Source organism: Bacteroides sp. 1001302B_160321_D4 (assembly GCF_015667765.1).
In the GTDB taxonomy this organism is placed as follows: domain Bacteria; phylum Bacteroidota; class Bacteroidia; order Bacteroidales; family Bacteroidaceae; genus Bacteroides; species Bacteroides xylanisolvens.
The window spans coordinates 39029-58906 of sequence record NZ_JADPLO010000017.1 but is presented as its reverse complement, the minus strand read 5'-3'; the positions used below and the strand labels follow the sequence as shown (position 1 = coordinate 58906).

Genomic DNA, 19878 nt, shown 5'->3' with positions numbered 1-19878 from the left:
TATTTTAAAATGAAATATTCAATCCCAAACTTATTGTACGCTGTTGAGGATAATAATATCCTACATTCTGCGCTTCGGGGTCAATTCCATATTTACCCAGACGATTAAAAGTCAATAAATTGGTCCCGGACAAGTAGACTCTGGCATTATTTATATGACACTTCTCTAAAAATTGTCTTGGCAGGCTATACCCCAACGATGCTACCTTCAATCGCAAATAGCCCGCTTTCTTATAAGTAAAATCCGAAGTGTAATTGTTTGTAGATGCTCCTCCCAAACGTGCATAAATGGCATTAGTATCATTATTTTCCGGACTCCATCTTTCTTCGTAAAGCAAAGTGGAATACAAGCCATTGCTTATATTCTGGTTATACCCAAAAGCACCTTGGAAAAGCATACTAATATCGAATCCTTTATAAGATAAAGCTACGTTAAGACCATATATCCAATGCGGCATAGTACTACCTCCGATCTCTTTCTGGTCTTTCCAGTTGATAATGCCATCCCCATTCAAATCCTTATACCGCACATCGCCCGGTTTAAGCATAGTGTTCCCTTGCAGATCTTCATAATATGGAGCTGCATCTATTTCAGCCTGACTAGTAAACAATCCATCAGAAACATATCCATACACGCAGTCTGTCCATTTCCCGCTTTGTTTAAAGATTCGAGCCTGGTCGGAATCTGTATAATCAGGTTCCTCATAATATTTCCATTTAGCACGCGACCAGGAAATATTTCCACTCACATCATATTTCAACTGATTTACAGCACCTGAAGTTCCCAGTTTGACTTCAAATCCCCTATCATTAAGGCTATTAATATTCTCCGGTGGCAAATTTGCTCCAAAAGTCGAAGGTAATGACATCAACCGTGTAGCAGGAATACCTGTACGCTCACGATAAAACACATCTACCTCTCCATATAGCTTCCGATTGAAGAAAGAGTAGTCAATACCAATATTAGCAATCTCTACTTTCTCCCATGTCAAATTAGGATTAGCCAAACCAGTGGAAACCATTCCTTGTACCGATTCCTTGCCTAATAAATAGGCATGCCCATAAGTATAGCCGGACAGATACTGAAAATTACCTACGCCATCATTTCCCGATTGTCCATAACTTAAACGTAACTTCAGGTTATCTATAAAACGTACCTGTGATATAAACTTTTCCTCCGAAAGCATCCATCCTACAGATACACTAGGAAAATAGCCCCAACGTTTTCCAGGAGGGAATTTAGCCGATGCGTCAGCACGGAGAATCGTTTCTAACAAATACTTATTCTTATAACTGTAGTTAACCCTTCCGACAAAACTCATACGTCCCATCTCGTTTGCATAGCCATTATTGGTCATCCCTTCGGTACTGCCTGCAAACATCTGGTCAATAGCAGTCATCATAAAGTCTTTTCTTGAAGCAAACAAATAGTCGCCCGAGTAATTGATTGCTTCATATAAAGCCATAGCTGTCAAATGATGAGTATCATTAAAATTATTTTCATAATTTATAGAGTACTGCTGCGTAAACATCTCCGACCGTGAATGTGCCTGACTTAATGAGGCCTTGGAACCATAGGTCCCTGCTAATGTATAAATATCACTGCCGGGATCGTACGTATAAAGATCTACTGGCTTGTTGAATATTTTATTAAATGAATAAACCTTCCGGTAGCTCTCAAACATTTTTATAGACAACCCTTTCACTGACTTAAACTTATATTCCAATGAAGCTGTTCCACGCAAATCTTCACCACGAGCATCATCATATCCGCTTATATCCCTATTAGAACTGACATGCAAACCACCAACACCTGCCCCAAAAGCATACGGAATTTTATCAGGATCGGGCAAAGTAGCCGGATAATAAGGAAGAGTATTCCAGTAATCCTGCCAGATGCTTCCTCCTACTCCCATACTACGGGTAGTGTAGTTTCTTTGTTCCTGACTATAAGCAAGATCGAGTCTTAAAGTCAGATTATCCAAAATCTTGGCATCTATATTAGATTGCAGATTGAATCTTTCATAATTCCCTCCATTCTTCTTAATCATCGTTTCCTGATTCAGATAACCAAAGAAGCCATAAAATTTAAGTCTGTCATTTCCACCTCGGATAGATATATTATGTTGTTGCTCTGGGGCCCAATCTCTGATAAGTTCTTTATACCAATTAGTGTTCGGAAAAAGAGGATCTGTTCCATCATAATATTTCTGTATCTGATCTTCTGTAAACGGGGCACTGGCTTCAGGCTGTCCGGATTGAAGCCACGCTTCTCTTTCCATCTCTGCCCGTTGTCCCGAACTTGCCGGTTTCAACATTTTCGTTACCCCCTGCCAAGTGAATGCTGTGTTGAGAGTAATCGTAGGCTTCTGGTCTGTTCCTCTCTTGGTTGTAATTAAGATAACACCATTACCGGCCCTTGCACCATAGATTGAAGCTGCTCCATCTTTCAATATAGATATAGACTCAATCTGATTAGCATCAATATTGTCAAGTGACGCTTCAATTCCATCTACAATTATCAAAGCACTACCAAAACCACGAACATTTAATGTGGCAGAATCTGATCCTGGTTGTCCACTTGACTGGGTGGCAATCAGCCCGGGCAATTGTCCGACAAGTGTATTGGAAGCAGTAGCAACAGGAGCGATTGTCAGTTTATCAGCTTTCACACTCGACACTGCCCCTGTCAGATTCCCTTTTCTCTGTGTGCCATAACCTACAACAACTACTTCATCTAACATTCTCGAATCTTCCTGCATCCGGATAATCATATTAGAATACCCTTTCACAATCTGATTACGATAGCCAACGTAAGAAATTGCCAAATTAGTATTTTCCGGTATCTCCAAAGAAAATTTGCCATCCAAGTCTGTGATTGTTCCTTTCAAGGTCTTTTCTGAGGTGATAGTAGCTCCAATAATCGGCTCTCCATTTTCATCTGTTACACTACCACTAATCACAATATTCGATTCTTTTTTCGAATCCGGACCAGAAGAAGCCTCTTTTATCTTAAAAAGAAGAACTTTCTTACTTTTAATTTCAAATCCCACACCTGTACCTTCCAACAATTTATTCAAAGCTTCCTTTAGCGGTTTATTCACAAAGTTCACACTCACTTTTTGCTTAGAATCAATCACATTATCGCTATAAAAAATTTTATAACGGGTCTGTTTACTCAATTCATCAAAAACTTTCCCGATAGGAGTATCTACGACATCAATTGTCACGTTTCTTGTTTGCGCAGACACTATCTGCACATTTCCAAACAGGATAATACAAAAACATACTAAAGCGAGACTCCATCCAGCCATTCCACATCTGCAACGTGGAATTTTTCCTGTAAGTCTTTTCTGCTGAAAATTCTTCATAATCAATTAGATATTAAATTGTAAATTAACAAATTCGCGAATTATATTATTGAAAATCTCAAAATAGAAAGCACATAGAAGTAACACACGCATTATATTTTCTATAATTACGTAGAACTAAATTACAAAAGGGAGCATCGTTACTCGTTTCTCCCAACAGAGTGTTTATCTGTAAACAGCAGTTAGCGTATGATTACAGTTCGAGTTCCATAATTTATCGAATAATGGACTTGAGGCGTGATAACAGTTATATCATTTAAAATTTCCTCCAATGATTCCTGTTCCAACACGATATTATAAACGATATTACTGATTGAATCTGTTTGTAGTTCAAAACTATATTCATATTTCTGCTTTAGGATATCTATCAGTTCCTGCAAGGTTTTGTGCTTAACCACAATCTGCCCTCGCATCCAATCACCAATTTCTTCTATGTCTACCTGATTTAACTGGTATTGTCCGGTCTGAACATTATAAACCAGTTGGGTTCCAGGTCTCAATTCTGACAAAATATGTTCATCCTCCGTTTCGTTCTCCAAAATTTGCACTTTCCCTTCTTTCAAGCTTGTATAAGAGCAAATATCTCCCGGATAAGCCTCAACATTAAATTTCGTTCCCAACACCTTGACCGTATACATACCTGCATCAACTAAAAAAGGACTTTTTTCATCATGGAGTACCTCAAAATACGCCTCTCCACTCAATGCAACTTTCCTGCTTTTTCCATCAAAAGTGCCCGGATAAACCAACTTTGAATTTTGATTCAACTTTACTTTTGTTCCATCATCAAGAATGACTGTTGTTCTCTCCCCCTCTGCTGTTATAATAGTATTCATCATTGATGAGGGTTGGTGGAAATATGTTTTATACCCATAGCCCATAGAAAAGAATACAATTAAAATTGCCGCATATTTCAAGTAGGAGCGAAATACATTCTTACCCTGCCCCTGCTTCCTGATAGACCCGGACAACTTTTCCCAGCCATGAGCTGTATTCGCTTTCTTGGATAATTCCTCCCATCGTCCAAGCATATATAAATCCTTCAAGCCAAAAAGAAACTCTTGGTTTTCCTTATTTTGCTCCAACCATCCTATCACCTTCTGGCTTTCTTCTTCATTAAGCTCATTTTTAAGGTACTTGACTAGTAAACTATTTTCTATATCAGAAATCATCTTGATAAAGTATTTAATAAATTGGACAATACTAAGAAAATGGCAGGAACAGCATACTCCCTCATTGCATGGCGCATTATTTTTATAGCTTTGTATATTTGGTTTTCAACGGTTCTTACCGAAACTCCCAGTTTTTCTGCTATATCTGCCGCTTTCACATCCTGCTCCTTACTCAAAATAAAAATCTCACGGCATTTATCAGGTAAATCATTTATTGTTTTTACATATAGATCCTCTACTTCTTTCATAAAAACAGTTCCTCCATTGATATTATCCGAACTATAATAAGACATCTCAATTTCTTTCAGTTTCAATTCCGATAAACTAGAGAAATCACTCAAAAGCGTTCTTTTTCTCAAATAGCTCAAACATTTACTCTGAAATATTTTGAAAAGATAAGACGATACAGAATAGTAAGTAACCAAACGTTCCTTATTCTCCCAAAAGGCTATAAAAGTCTCCTGAACCAAATCTTTAGAAGCCTCCTCGTCGCCCAATATTCCCACCCCGTATGCAAATAGCCTGGGCTGGTATTTCTTATAAAAATATTCAAAAGCTTTCAGATCACCTTTGCATATATCTTTATAGAAAGAATCTGTTTCTGTTTTCATATCTTATCTTTAAGTATCTTACTTGTATTGCTTTTCATTGCAATTATAGTTAAAGAGTAGTTTACTAGCTAAAATACTTATTCTTATTTTTATGTTGTATAGCACAATTCCTTCTCTGCAAGTTGAATACAGGCAATACATGTTAGTTATATTAAGTAGAAAGTAGATAATAAAAAAGCAGCCTGTCATCTATAAACTATCTATATAGTTATGATGACAGGCTGTAATTATACGTTTTTTATTCTATAGAGAATTAATTAAAAGAGAATGTTTAGAGAGAGAAATTAAAATATTTTATCCTTCTTTATTTGCTTTTCTTCCACCCAACGGGATAGATACTCCAACGAATCCGTTAACAGTGTTAGAGTTCTTTCCTAAGAACATATAGTCAGTTCCGACAAACACAGGACCTAATTTCAGACCCAAACCGAAGGATTTACCAGCTGACTGGATAGCTGAATAGCTAAGCGCTACATTGAACCAGCTTTTCGGACGGTAGTTTGCGGAGAGTGTTAATTCTGTAAGAGCATCAGGCTGTACAAAACGAGTTGTTGACAATACACCGACTGCTAATTTGTTATTGAAGAATCCGTATTCTGCACCTAGTACAAGAGTAGAAGCAAGACGAGATTTACGAGATTCTTTAGCATCACTTACTTCGAGTTGCAACATGTCATAGTCAAGTACATCACCATTTGTTACACGGTCCATATATCCTTGAGCGTCATTCTGCAACTGATTTACAGCGTTCATAACAGTATTCGGATTATTCGGATCAACCATATTTGCATAGGTACTTCCTTTAATATCAATCGGATCCGGGTTAGCTGACGCGATTTTTGTGCTTGATTTCGACCAAGAAATAAAACCGAGATCAAGAACAGATGCAGACACTGTCAGATTATCCAATATTTTATAAGAAGCTCCCAAGTCGATACCAAAACCATAACCTGCAATACCCAATTTACCACTGTCAAAGTCGAAATCTGTAACATAGTCTTTACCTTCTTCTTCTTTCAATTCCAAACCTTTGAAAGAACTTTTCAGTTCTGCGCCAACAGTCAAGTTTGCATGATAATTATCAAACTTAGTTTTCAGTTCCTGTGCAGCTCTTATTGCTTCGGGAGTACTCATAGAATTCCAGTAGCTCTCACTAGACCATTTTGCAATTTCTGCGTCACTAGGTAAGTTAGCATTCATCGCAACTTTATTAAGTTTCAACTCCATGTTGCCAATACCCAATAGTGCTTTCACTCTAGCACCAACAGTCAAACGACTGTTAATCTGGCGTGAAAGTCCTAAACCGACTTCTGTATAAGCATTAATGTTCAATCGTTGACCACTAATATCATAGTTACTGTTTCTCCAGTTTTCTTCAACTGTTTCCATCTCATTCAAGAAGGTAAACATATTCTTAGTCAAGTTAGCACCGATATCTGTACGCAGACCGATATTGAATGACCAGAAGTTCTTACCTTTGTACCATCCTGCAGAGAGAATCTCCGTACTGAAGTTCACATTCAACTTATTATTATCTTTCAGACGATTCATAAAATCTGGTTTAGTATAGAAATCGTCACCATCATCAATGATATCAATGATATCTTGATAACCTAATGAAGTAGAACCGACAGTTGCATTAACAGCACCAATCACCGGAAGGTTGAAATAACCTTTCGTCGGTGTTAAAGCCGGATTTAGTTGTTGACGATAATGGGTACCTTCCATGAAATAAGAAGTACGTAAAAACTGTGCATTTGCGGAAAGAGTGCAAACCAACATCATAAAAAATACCCCAATGATTTTAGAAGACCACAATAGTTTGTTCGTTGCCATGATTTTAAACTTTTTAATTCTTATTATCGTTTGCAAAGATATAGCATTTCAATAACAAATAAAAGCACTAGGCAACACTTTTTTAGCCTAAACAGAACAATCTTAGGGTTATCCGTAACAAAATCGTGCTTATTCTGCAAAAAAATGTAGAAAATATGTGCAAAATGAAACAAAGTGACTTTAGAAGTTCAAAGTTAGCTGTCCATCTCCTAATAGATTGAACGTCATTCGATGGTAAGGAGTGGTTCCACGTTCGGCAATGGCGGCGCGATGTTTTTTAGTGGGATAACCTTTATTGTGATCCCAGTCATAATAAGGAAACTCTTCGTGGAGACGGTTCATATAATCGTCCCTGTATGTCTTGGCTAAAATAGAAGCCGCAGCTATTGAAAGATATTTCCCGTCGCCTTTCACTACCGTGGTATGGGGGATGCCGGGATATTTAGTGAAACGGTTTCCGTCGATTAGTAAATGCTGTGGGCGGGTAGTCAGTTGATCCACCGCACGATGCATGGCTAAGAAAGAAGCCCGCAGGATATTTATTTCATCAATTTCTTCCGGTGACACGACGCCAACCGCCCAGGCTATCGCTTCCTTCTCTATTACCTCACGCAGTGCATAACGTTGCTTTTCCGACAGTTGCTTGGAATCATTCAACAGTTCATTCTTAAAATCTTTCGGAAGAATAACCGCAGCAGCGTATACTGCTCCCGCCAAACATCCACGACCGGCCTCATCACATCCGGCTTCAATCAGATTCTCGTTCAAATAAGGTAATAACATATTTATCGCTTCTATTTTGACACAAAGGTAATTCAAATTAAAAAAGGAGACTTGTTTTGCCTCCTTTTTCTTACTTCTTTCCTACTTTTTTAGAATAAACTCCAAGCAACAGTAAGTCCTGCCATTACAATGGCTACCATGCTCATTAGCTTTATTAAGATATTCAAGCTCGGCCCGGATGTATCTTTAAACGGATCGCCCACAGTATCTCCTACTACGGTTGCTTTATGAACTTCACCGCCTTTTCCTCCAAAGTTTCCTTCTTCTACATATTTCTTTGCATTATCCCATGCACCGCCGGCATTAGCCATGAAGATAGCCAGTACGAAACCACTACTCAAGCCACCAATCAGCAAACCGAGCACACCGGGAACACCGAAAATAAGACCTGTAAGGATAGGGGCAATAATAGCGATTAAGGAAGGCACAACCATTTCACGTTGCGCACCTTTTGTTGATATTGCAACACAACGTTCGTAATCCGGCTCCGCTTCTCCTGTCAAAATACCCTTTATTTCACGGAATTGGCGACGTACTTCATCTACCATGTGCCCTGCTGCACGTCCTACGGCATTCATTGTCAATCCACAGAACAGGAAAGCCATCATGGAACCGAGGAACATACCCGAAAGAACTTTCGGATTCATCAGATGTACTTCATAATAATCCATGAAGTCGATAAAAGTAGCATTCGCCACACTGATGGAGCTACCATCCGCAAAGGTCAGATCTACATTACCAAGCCGTGTAAGGCCGATTCGGATTTCTTCAATATAAGAAGCCAGCAAAGCCAACCCTGTCAATGCAGCGGAACCGATTGCAAAACCTTTTCCGGTGGCAGCAGTCGTATTCCCCAATGAATCGAGCGCATCGGTACGTTTGCGGACTTCGGCACCCAAGCCGGACATTTCTGCGTTACCTCCTGCATTATCCGCAATCGGGCCGTAAGCATCCGTTGCCAGAGTGATACCTAAAGTAGAAAGCATGCCGACAGCCGCAATACCGATTCCATATAGTCCCATACCGACATTGGCAAAATCGCCGGCGGAAGCCAACAGATAGGAAGCAATGATACCAATCACGACTGCAATTACCGGAATAGCCGTAGAAAGCATACCTAAACCGATACCGGAGATAATTACGGTGGCGGGTCCGGTCTTACCGCTTTCACTTAGTTTCTGGGTAGGGCGATAGGATTGGGAAGTATAATATTCCGTAGAACGTCCGATGATAATACCTACCAATAGTCCGACTACTACGGCACAAGAAATCCAAATCCAGTTATCAAGTTGCAGAAGCCACAGAATAAGGAATGTAGCAGCAACAATTAATACGGAACTAAGATTCGTGCCGAAAGCCAACGAACCGAGTAGGTCCTTCATAGTCGCATTCTCCTTGGTACGGACAGCAAATATACCTATAATAGAAAGGATAATACCAACAGCCGCGATCAGCATCGGGGCGATCACTGCCTTGAATTGCATCACTGTATCTGCCGAATGGATAAAAGCAGCAGCACCCAGTGCGGCTGTTGCCAGAATCGAGCCACAGTAAGATTCGTATAAATCGGCTCCCATACCGGCCACGTCGCCTACATTATCGCCCACATTATCGGCAATAGTGGCAGGATTACGAGGGTCATCTTCCGGGATTCCAGCTTCTACTTTGCCTACCAAGTCGGCTCCGACATCGGCTGCCTTTGTATAGATACCACCGCCTACACGGGCAAAAAGCGCCTGGGTAGAAGCTCCCATACCAAATGTCAGCATGGTGGTAGTGATTACACAGAGTTTATGAGTAGGTGTCAGTGCATCAGCAGGAATCACTGCATTCAGCAACAGATACCAAAAAGATATATCGAGCAGTCCCAGGCCAACGACCACCAGTCCCATCACGGCACCACTTCGGAAAGCAATTCTCAATCCTGCATTCAGAGAAGTACGGGCAGCATTAGCGGTACGAGCGGACGCGTATGTCGCCGTCTTCATCCCCAGAAATCCGGAAAGCCCGGAGAAGAATCCACCTGTAAGGAAAGCAATGGGAACCCAGGCATTCTGTACATGAAAGCCGTATGCCATAATTGAAAACAAAATAACCAGCCCCAAGAATACCCAACCTACTATTTTGTATTGTTGCTTTAGATAAGACATAGCTCCTTTGCGCACAGCAGCAGCTATTTTTATCATTTGGGGTGTACCTTCACCCTCTTTCATCATTTGCTTATGAAAGTAATAAGCAAAGCAGAGGGCTAACACGGAAGCGACTGGAACGAGCCAGAAAAGAATGTTGTCCATAGGGTCAATTTTTAAAGGATTACGGAGGCTAAAAGTATGGAAATCAATCGAAATAAGCAAGTAAAAAAGAAAGAATTTACAGAGTTGAATCATTCTATTTTTTATACGTCTCTTTGGACAAATGAGCAGATGGTAGTTCTTTTTAGACATAAGAACAAAAGAACATAAAAGCTGCGCTTTGAAAATTATTTCTGTTGCTTATTGAACTGCTATTTTATTTTTTTGTTCTTATGTTCTTCTGTCTGAATTAAATTCCCATTTAACCAGAAATTGCCTAGTTTGGGATCAATTGCCACTAATGATTTTATTAGTTATTTTTAAGCAAGCGTTTACCTATTAATAGTTATTTCATTGCCTAACAAATTTTCGTTTGACTATAGTCAAGCGATAGTTCAACATATGTCAAGCGTTCGTTCAACTATAGTCAAACGAAAACTCCTTAGGCAATTGAAAAAATAATATAAGCAAGAGAAAGAAATAAAAGCTGCATACTGACGAGTTATTGCCAGCAATAGTATTGGGAGTTATTTCCGTATAGAAATGAACTAATTTCAGTTCAAATTCAAACAAAGAGATAACGAACAATAGTCAATAACAACTAACTATATGCCATTCTCTACTTATTCTGCTGGGCAAACTCCGTAGAAGTAACTTTAAACTGTTTCTGAAATACTTTGGCGAAGTAAGAAGGTGACTGAAATTCTACCCTGTCACAAATTTCATTGGTGCGCAGTTCTCCCTCCTGCAACAATTCCGCAGCATGTTTTAGCCGGATGATACGGATAAAATCGAGTGAGGAAAGGTCGGTCAATGCCAACGGAATGATCGTAAAAGAGATCCCGCAGATACTTGTCGAACTCGACCCAAGCTACAACATCACGAAAGACTTACGCCTCTAGCTTAGTTTCCGCTATTTCGGCAAGACGTACGCCAATCTTCAGGAAGCGCTCTACTTCAACGGGCGCTGGGAAACGTTCGGAGGAATCAACTGAAACGTAAACAAGCACCTGTCTCTGGGGGCAACAGTCATCAACTTCCTGAATCAGAAAGGAGCCAGCGGAACCATCAACGGTTCGGAACTGATTACGAAAGAAGAAGCTGTCCAATACGCCGGAAATTATATGAGTGGAAACTATTTACGCCCATTCACCGTAGAATTTAGCGCAAGCATCAAATTCTAGTTCATACCAAACGAATTATAACTATCTTTGTGGCATTATATGCCCACAAACTAACTAATACCTAATTAATTATTAAAAAACCATGAAGAAACTTTTCGTATTACTTACGGCATTGTTTACCCTGGCACAAATGGACGCCCAGGAAAAGAACGTTATCCGCATCGCAACGGACAACACAGACCTAATTCTCCAAGTAGCTCCCAACGGACGACTTTATCAGGCTTATCTGGGCGATAAGTTGCTGAACGAGAAAGACATCAACAACTTTTCTCCATACGTGAAAGGAGGCAGTGACGGCAGCGTATCCACCCGTGGATGGGAAGTATATCCGGGCTCCGGCGCCGAGGATTATTTTGAACCGGCTGTAGCAATCACGCACAATGATGGAAACCCAAGCACGATTCTCCGTTATGTATCTTCCGAACAAAAAGCAGTGGCAGGCGGCACGGAGACAGTCATCCAACTGAAAGACGATCAGTACCCGGTGGAAGTCACGCTGCATTACATCGCTTATCCGAAAGAAAACGTCATCAAGACGTGGAGTGAAATCAAACATGCTGAAAAGAAACCTGTCACCATCTGGCGTTACGCTTCGACCATGCTTTATTTCTCGGGAAACGAGTATTATCTGACTGAATTCAGCAGCGACTGGGCTAAAGAAGCACAAATGAGCACACAACCTCTATTGTTCGGCAAAAAGGTGATCGACACCAAACTGGGAAGCCGTGCCGCCATGCATACCCACCCGTTCTTCGAACTTGGTTTTGAACAACCGGCACAGGAAACACAAGGACGTGCCATGCTAGGGACTATCGGATGGACAGGCAACTTCCAGTTTACCTTTGAAGTGGACAACGTAGGCAACCTCCGCGTCATCCCCGCCATCAACCCGTATGCATCTGATTATGAACTAAAACCGAACGAAGTATTTACCACTCCCGAATTCATCTTTACTTTCAGCAACAACGGTACGGGCGAAGCCAGCCGCAACCTCCACGCATGGGCACGCAACCACCAACTGAAAGACGGACAAGGCGACCGCATGACTTTATTGAATAACTGGGAAAATACGTACTTCAAATTCGATGAGAAACTGCTTGCCGAACTGATGAAAGAAGCCAAACATCTGGGTGTAGATATGTTCTTGTTGGATGATGGCTGGTTCGGCAACAAGCATCCGCGCAACAGCGACAATGCCGGACTGGGCGACTGGGAAGTGATGAAATCCAAACTGCCGGGCGGTATTCCCGCACTCGTGAAGTCTGCCAAAGAAGCCGGAGTGAAATTCGGTATCTGGATCGAACCGGAGATGATAAACCCCAAAAGTGAATTGTTCGAGAAGCATCCTGACTGGGCTATCACACTGCCCAATCGCGAAACATACTATTACCGTAACCAACTGGTGCTCGATCTTAGCAATCCGAAAGTACAGGATTTTGTGTTTGGCGTAGTGGATAACATCCTGACAGCGAACCCGGAAGTGGCTTTCTTTAAATGGGACTGCAACTCTCCCATCACAAATATTTATTCTCCCTATTTGAAGAATAAACAAGGACAACTTTATATCGACCATGTACGTGGTATATATAATGTATTGGAACGTATCAAAGACAAATATCCGAACGTACCGATGATGCTTTGCTCCGGCGGTGGCGCCCGTTGCGACTACGAAGCATTGAAATACTTCACAGAATTCTGGTGCAGTGACAATACAGACCCGATAGAGCGTCTGTTTATCCAATGGGGATTCTCACAAATCTTCCCTGCCAAAGCAATGGACGCACACGTAACCAGCTGGAACAAGAAGACAAGCGTGAAATTCCGTACCGATGTAGCAAGTATGTGTAAACTGGGCTTCGACCTCGGACTGAAAGAGCTGAATGCGGACGAACAGACTTTTTGCCAAAACGCAGTTGCCAACTGGACGCGTCTGAAGAAAGTGATTCTGGATGGTGACCAGTACAGACTGGTTTCTCCATACGATGGTAATCACATGTCTGTCATGTACGCCGCACCGGACAAGAACAAAGCAGTGCTTTATACCTACGATATCCACCCACGTTTCGGTGAGAAGCTGCTCCCGGTTAAACTTCAGGGACTGGATGCAAAGAAAATGTATAAGGTGAAAGAAATCAACCTGATGCCGAATTCTAAATCGAATCTTGCTGCCAATGAGAAGACTTATTCAGGAGATTATCTGATGAAAGTAGGAATCAATGCTTTCACTACCAATCAGGCTTTCAGCCGTGTGATTGAACTGACTGCCGAATAATATTCACCACAGAAGTACGGAGGACACAGCGTTTTATACCATTGATACTAAACAAAGTATATGCGCTGCGTCTTCCGTGTTCTCTGTAGTAAAAAAAACAATAATCAATTAATCCTCTTCAATCTTTACGGCTGTGCCGTTAGCAGTCACCATCAGCATACTGCCACTACCTCCAACTGTCTCATAATCCAAATCAACACCTATCACGGCATTAGCTCCCATTTGAGCTGCTTGTGCCTCCATTTCCTTCAACGCTGTATCTTTTGCCATACGCAGCACTTCTTCATAAGAACCGGAACGACCACCCACAATATCCCGAATACTTGCAAACAAGTCACGGAATACATTGGCACCTATGATTGTCTCTCCGGAAACTATTCCATAATATTTCACTATTCGTTTTCCCTCAATGATGGGAGTGGTTGTCATCAGCATAGTTTTTTCTTTATTAGTTATCTGTAAGTTATATGTATTTAGTTAGACGCAACTCCCCCTAAAAAAGTTGCAGCTACACCGTAATTTCTTACGATATAGCTGCGATTAATGTTAAAGAGAGAGAATTTATATAATATGAGCATGGTCTCACGACCCTCCTAATATTCAATGAACATTTTGTTTCTTTACCTATTAGACGCACAAAAGTTCAAATCACTGCACTTGAAAGCATCTTTTTTTAGTTAAAGAATAAAAAAAGCCGCCATCCCACAGGAATAGCGGCTTATATTGTTAGAACATCTTGCTGACGCGTTCAATTCCCGCCACCAATGTATCTATTTCCGATTTCGTATTGTACATGGCAAACGAAGCCCGTACAGTTCCTTCTATACCAAGACGTTGCATGAGAGGTTGTGCACAATGATGCCCCGTCCTCACGGCAATACCCAAACGATCCAGCAACGTTCCGAGGTCGAAATGATGGATATCTCCTACCAGGAAGGAGATGACTGCTCCCCGTTCGGCTGCTTCACCGAATATACGCATCTGGGGAATCTCTTTCAGCCGTTGCAAAGCGTAAGTTGTCAGTTCATGCTCATGGGCTGCTATCTGCTCAAGTCCATGTCCATTCACGTAATCAAGGGCTTTTGCCAGTCCGGTAGTTCCGATGTAGTCGGGCGTACCGGCTTCAAACTTGAAAGGAAGTTCGTTGAAAGTGGTCTTCTCAAAAGAGACATGCTGAATCATCTCTCCTCCTCCCTGATAAGGCGGAAGGCGGTCTAACCACTCTTCTTTTCCATAAAGCACTCCGACACCTGTCGGACCGTATATTTTATGGGCAGAGAACACCAGAAAATCAGCATCCAACTCCTGTACGTCCACTTTCATGTGAGGGATAGACTGTGCAGCGTCTATCAGGCAAGGTACGCCGTGCGCATGAGCCGTTGCAATCATTTCTTTCACCGGATTCACCGTACCCAGCACATTCGAAACATGAACCACGCTGACTATTTTCGTTCGTTCGGAAAATAGTTTTTCGTATTCATCCAGCAAGAGTTCGCCTTTGTCATTCATTGGAATCACTTTGATGGCAATTCCCTTTCGGGCAGCCAGCAGTTGCCAGGGAACGATGTTACTATGATGTTCCATTACGGAAAGAATCACTTCATCCCCCTCTTCCATAAATTCGTCACCAAAGCTGGAAACAAGCAGGTTGATGCTTTCCGTTGTTCCGCGAGTAAAGACAACTTCGTTCGTGCTACGGGCGTTAATAAACTGACGCACCGTTTCACGGGAAGCCTCATGCAATTCCGTAGCTTGTTGCGAAAGATAATGCACACCGCGATGCACATTGGCATTAACGGAATAATATTCATCCACCAACGCATCAACTACCAGACGGGGTTTCTGCGTCGTCGCACCGTTGTCGAAATAAACCAAAGGTTTACCGTAAACCGTACGGCTCAATATCGGAAAATCCTCACGTATCTTTTGAATATCCACGTTTATTAATTATTAGTGGTTACTTACAAATGGCACAGCCCTGACATCTATTCAGCTCGCCACGGAAACGTTTCTCTACCAATAGATGCAGGCGATCTTTCAGTGCCTCCAAACGGATGGTATCAATCACTTCATTGACAAATGCGAACATCAATAACAAACGGGCTTCTTTCTCTGCAATACCTCGTGAACGCATATAGAATAATGCACCCTCATCCAACTGGCCTACCGTTGCTCCATGCGAACATTTCACATCATCCGCGTAAATTTCCAATTGAGGCTGTGTGTACATTCTCGCATCACGCGTAGCACAAAGATTCCGGTTAGTTTGCTGGGAGTTCGTATGTTGCGCATCGGGACGCACCAGTACCAGTCCGGCAAACGCACCTACCGACTGATCGTCGAGTACGTACTTAAACAGCTCATTACTGGTGCAGTTCGGTACGGCATGGTCGATGCTTGTATGATTGTCTACGTGCTGGTTCTTATCGGCAATTGCCATGCCACAGAGGTTTATCTCAGCTCCTTCTCCTGCCAACAATACTTCAGTGGTGTTGCGGGTAGTACCATTATGCAAAGTCATTCCATTCAACAATACATTGCTGTTTGCCTCCTGCTTTACATACAGGTTACTGATACGAACGGTGCTTGTATGTGTTTCTTCCAGTTCATACATATCGAATACCGTGTTCTCACCTGCAAATACTTCAATCACTTGTGTTGCCAGGAAGTTCACGTTATCCATTGCATGGTCACAAATCAGCAGACGGGCTTGCGCGCCATCCTCCAGGATGATTAGTACGCGGCGGTTCACCATGAAGTTGACATCTGCACGCAGGATATTTACCAGCTGGATCGGTTTTTCTACCACTACATTCTTCGGCACATAAAATACAACGCCGTCTTGCGCAAAAGCTGTATTGAAAGCAGTCACCCCATCTTTGGAAGTATCTGCCAACTGACCGTAATACTTCTTCACCAATTCCGGATGCTGTCCGGCCACTTCTTTCAAGCTGCCGAAAATCACACCTTCCGGCAGATTGACTTTAGGAAGTGCTCTATTATAAAATGCGTCATTTACCACAAAATACAGAGCGGTACTCATATTCGGCACATCGCACTTAAACACTTCATACGGATTGACCGGAATAGCCAGACGATTCAAGTTTAAACCATAATCCGGTTCAAAATACTTGCTCACATCCGTATATTTGTACTTCTCCATCTTACGGGTCGGAAATCCGAGCCGCTCAAAATCGGCAAATGCAGCTGCACGAGGCGCATTCAGCACTTCGGCGCTATGCTTGCAGATCATTGCTTCCGTCTGTGAGAAGAGGTCTATATATTGTTGTTCAACTATCATAACTTATTATTTGTTATTCTCCTACTTCTTTCTTGATCCAATCATATCCTTTTTCTTCCAGTTCCAGCGCAAGTTCCGGTCCGGCAGTTTTTACGATACGACCTTTATAAAGGACATGTACAATATCAGGTTTGATATAATCAAGCAAACGTTGGTAGTGAGTAATAACGATTGTGCTTGTTTCAGGAGTTTTCAGTTTGTTCACTCCTTCCGCAACAATACGGAGCGCATCAATATCCAAACCGGAGTCTGTCTCATCAAGAATGCTCAACCGCGGTTCCAACATGGCCATCTGGAAAATCTCATTCCGTTTCTTTTCACCACCCGAAAAGCCTTCATTCACCGAACGGTTAGCCAACTTATTATCCAGCTCTACCACCGCACGTTTCTCACGCATCAGTTTCAGAAACTCACTGGCTGTCAGCGCAGGCAGACCTTTATATTTGCGTTGCTCATTCACAGCAGCACGCATAAAGTTGACCATGCTCACACCCGGAATCTCTACCGGATACTGGAAACTAAGAAAGATCCCTTCATGGCTACGATCTTCAGGACTCAACTCCAACAGGTTCTTTCCATAAAACGTGACCGAACCTTTTGTTACCTCAAAAGCCGGATTTCCCACCAATACGGAAGAAAGCGTACTTTTACCGGAGCCATTCGGCCCCATAATAGCGTGCACCTCACCGGGATTCACCGTCAGGTTAATACCCTTCAATATCTCTTTGCCATTAATGCTGGCATGCAGGTCTTTTATTTCTAACATGATTATATGTACTATTTTTCCATTTACTATTTACTATTAAAAACCTATACTACCGACAATTTACCTCCTACAAGCGCGCAGCCAAATAGTAAATCGTAAATTGCCAACTAGTAAATCACCCCACGCTTCCTTCCAATGAGATAGTAAGCAACTTCTGTGCTTCTACCGCAAATTCCATCGGAAGTTTATTCAATACTTCTTTTGCATATCCGTTCACAATAAGCCCGATAGCGTCTTCTGTCGGAATACCACGCTGGTTGCAATAGAATATTTGGTCTTCACTGATCTTGCTCGTTGTGGCTTCATGTTCCACCACTGCCGTTTCATTGTGAATATCCATATAAGGGAAAGTATGCGCACCACATTTATCTCCCAGCAACAGAGAGTCACACTGGCTATAATTGCGGGCATTATTCGCTTTCTCGGCCACACGTACCAACCCACGATAGGAGTTCTCACTATGTCCGGCGGAGATACCTTTACTTACAATCGTACTGCGGGTGTTCTTGCCCAGATGAATCATTTTCGTTCCGGTATCAGCCTGCTGATAGTTGTTCGTTACAGCTACGGAATAGAATTCAGCGGTCGAGTTATCGCCTGTCAGAATACAGGAAGGGTATTTCCAAGTGATGGCCGAACCGGTTTCCACTTGTGTCCAGGATAGTTTACTATCCACTCCCTTGCAGTTACCACGTTTAGTCACAAAGTTGTATACACCGCCCTTACCTTCCGCATCGCCCGGATACCAGTTCTGAACAGTACTATATTTTACCTCTGCGCGGTCGTGCACGATTATCTCAACGATAGCGGCATGCAACTGATTTTCATCCCGCATCGGCGCTGTACATCCTTCCAGATAAGAAACGTATGAATCGTCGTCCGCCACAATCAGCGTACGTTCAAACTGCCCCGTGTTACGGGCATTGATACGGAAATAGGTGGAAAGTTCCATCGGACAACGTACTCCTTTCGGAATATACACAAAAGAGCCGTCAGAAAAGACAGCGGAGTTCAACGCGGCAAAGAAATTATCCCGGTAACCTACCACCGAGCCCATATATTTCTTCACCAAATCAGGATGTTCCCGCACGGCTTCACTGAACGAGCAGAAGATAATTCCTTTCTCCATCAGCGTTTCCTTGAAGGTAGTCTTTACGGAAACAGAGTCCATAACGGCATCCACCGCCATTCCGCTAAGAGCCATCTGTTCCTCCAAAGGAATACCCAGTTTATTAAACGTCTTTATCAATTCAGGATCGACTTCCTCCATGCTCTTCGGTCCTTCTTTCTTCTTCGTCGGATCGGCATAATAAGAAATCGACTGATAGTCAATTTCAGGGATACGGAGATGTGCCCAAGTCGGCATCTCCAGCGTCAGCCAGTGGCGGTACGCTTTCAGGCGAAACTCCAGCAACCACTCCGGTTCGTCTTTTTTCGATGAAATCAGACGAATGACATCTTCATTAAGTCCACGCTCAATGATGTCTGTATGCACCTCTGTGGTGAAGCCGTATTTATATTTCTCCTCCGCAAATTTCCGGACAAACTCATTATCAGTCTTCTTTTCGAGTTCGTCTTTCTGATTGGGTTTCATTTTATTGGGTTCTTCTTGTTGCATCTTTATTCTCTAATATATATTGTTGCGTCATATTCTTCGCAGCAGGGAAAAAGATCCCCGCAAACGTTTCCATCGGATAATATAACAAAGATTCTTCCTTTTTTGTTGCACTAATTAACTTATTATCGCTGTCCACAAACTCTATCGCACCGATCACTACACTCGTTAACAACAGAAACTTAAGTGCTCCCAGCCCACTCCCTAACCAGCGGTTCAGCCAGTTCAGCGAAATTGCCTGCATTGCTTTTGTCAATAACGAAGCTATCAGTACAAAAATCAACGGCACGGCAATCCAAATCATGATAAAAGCCAACACCTGCGCAACTGTCATCGAATCCGTCACTGTCGGGCAAAGTTTCTCCGCCAAAGAGGCATATAAAGTTTTCGCCGCCAACAGCCCGACTATTAACCCCAAAATAGAAGCCAACTGGCGGATAAAGCCTTTTACAAAGCCTACCACCGCTCCGGCGCCTATTACAATAAGGATAATGATATCAATCGTTGCCACGTTGTGATTTATGATTTGTGATTTATGATTTATGTTTCTATGATTATGATCTGTGATTTATATTTCTGTCAGGTGATAAAACAATAAAGTGGTAAGGTGGTGTCCCATATAAAATAGTACCACATTACCACCCATCTATTGTTGCAACCATTACTTCGCGAATGGC

Annotated in this window: 14 protein-coding genes and 1 pseudogene; 2 read left to right on the top strand and 13 right to left on the bottom strand. The window is 42.0% G+C overall.

Features of this window, described 5'->3' with window-relative positions; genetic code table 11:
• Positions 1-4 precede the first annotated feature (4 nt).
• The 7 genes from KFO40_RS09075 to KFO40_RS09045 all read right to left on the bottom strand — a co-directional run bounded on the left by KFO40_RS09075 (position 5) and on the right by KFO40_RS09045 (position 10883).
• Complete coding sequence (locus tag KFO40_RS09075) at positions 5-3370, bottom strand: TonB-dependent receptor (RefSeq protein ID WP_211146277.1); 3366 nt, start codon at positions 3368-3370, stop codon at positions 5-7.
• A 182-nt stretch (positions 3371-3552) separates the two neighbouring features.
• Positions 3553-4542, bottom strand: coding sequence for a FecR family protein (locus tag KFO40_RS09070; RefSeq protein WP_211146276.1), 990 nt, complete (start codon positions 4540-4542; stop codon positions 3553-3555).
• Positions 4539-5153, bottom strand: a complete 615-nt coding sequence (locus tag KFO40_RS09065; protein ID WP_128131788.1) for an RNA polymerase sigma-70 factor — start codon at positions 5151-5153, stop codon at positions 4539-4541. The genes KFO40_RS09070 and KFO40_RS09065 overlap by 4 nt, the downstream gene beginning before the upstream one ends.
• Positions 5154-5447: 294 nt before the next feature.
• Complete coding sequence (locus KFO40_RS09060) at positions 5448-6989, bottom strand: DUF5723 family protein (RefSeq protein WP_211146275.1); 1542 nt, start codon at positions 6987-6989, stop codon at positions 5448-5450.
• Between the two features lie 180 nt (positions 6990-7169).
• Positions 7170-7772 carry a ribonuclease HII gene (locus KFO40_RS09055; RefSeq protein ID WP_117809337.1) on the bottom strand — a complete coding sequence of 201 codons (603 nt, stop codon included), beginning with the start codon at positions 7770-7772 and terminating at the stop codon, positions 7170-7172.
• Positions 7773-7861: 89 nt separating this feature from the next.
• On the bottom strand, positions 7862-10066 hold the full coding sequence (locus KFO40_RS09050; RefSeq protein ID WP_004315410.1) for a sodium-translocating pyrophosphatase: 2205 nt from the start codon (positions 10064-10066) through the stop codon (positions 7862-7864).
• Between the two features lie 616 nt (positions 10067-10682).
• A complete protein-coding gene (locus KFO40_RS09045; RefSeq protein ID WP_004309462.1) occupies positions 10683-10883 on the bottom strand; it encodes a helix-turn-helix domain-containing protein in 201 nt (66 codons plus the stop codon).
• On the opposite strand from KFO40_RS09045, the pseudogene KFO40_RS25655 reads away from it, so the two are divergent.
• Positions 10870-11247, top strand: a pseudogene (locus tag KFO40_RS25655) (TonB-dependent receptor); the annotation flags it as partial. The gene KFO40_RS09045 and the pseudogene KFO40_RS25655 overlap by 14 nt on opposite strands.
• A gap of 82 nt (positions 11248-11329) precedes the next feature.
• Entirely contained in the window at positions 11330-13519 is a 2190-nt protein-coding gene (locus KFO40_RS09040; RefSeq protein ID WP_008024093.1) for an alpha-galactosidase, read from the top strand.
• 108 nt (positions 13520-13627) lie between these two features.
• Here KFO40_RS09040 and KFO40_RS09035 read toward each other — a convergent pair whose 3' ends face one another.
• From KFO40_RS09035 to KFO40_RS09010, 6 genes are all read right to left on the bottom strand, one after another.
• Positions 13628-13954, bottom strand: a complete 327-nt coding sequence (locus tag KFO40_RS09035; protein WP_004315412.1) for a heavy metal-binding domain-containing protein — start codon at positions 13952-13954, stop codon at positions 13628-13630.
• 291 nt (positions 13955-14245) lie between these two features.
• The gene (locus tag KFO40_RS09030) at positions 14246-15457 is read right to left on the bottom strand and encodes an aminotransferase class V-fold PLP-dependent enzyme (protein WP_004309460.1); all 1212 of its coding nucleotides are present in this window, start codon (positions 15455-15457) and stop codon (positions 14246-14248) included.
• Positions 15458-15476: 19 nt separating this feature from the next.
• The gene (sufD, locus tag KFO40_RS09025; RefSeq protein WP_004309459.1) at positions 15477-16820 is read right to left on the bottom strand and encodes a Fe-S cluster assembly protein SufD; all 1344 of its coding nucleotides are present in this window, start codon (positions 16818-16820) and stop codon (positions 15477-15479) included.
• A 13-nt stretch (positions 16821-16833) separates the two neighbouring features.
• The gene (sufC, locus tag KFO40_RS09020; RefSeq protein ID WP_004307398.1) at positions 16834-17586 is read right to left on the bottom strand and encodes a Fe-S cluster assembly ATPase SufC; all 753 of its coding nucleotides are present in this window, start codon (positions 17584-17586) and stop codon (positions 16834-16836) included.
• 115 nt (positions 17587-17701) lie between these two features.
• Complete coding sequence (gene sufB / locus KFO40_RS09015) at positions 17702-19204, bottom strand: Fe-S cluster assembly protein SufB (protein WP_370638802.1); 1503 nt, start codon at positions 19202-19204, stop codon at positions 17702-17704.
• Positions 19182-19712 (bottom strand): CvpA family protein, encoded by a 531-nt coding sequence (locus KFO40_RS09010; protein ID WP_004315413.1) that lies wholly within the window; start codon positions 19710-19712, stop codon positions 19182-19184. Before KFO40_RS09010 ends, sufB begins: the two co-directional genes overlap by 23 nt.
• Positions 19713-19878: the final 166 nt, after the last annotated feature.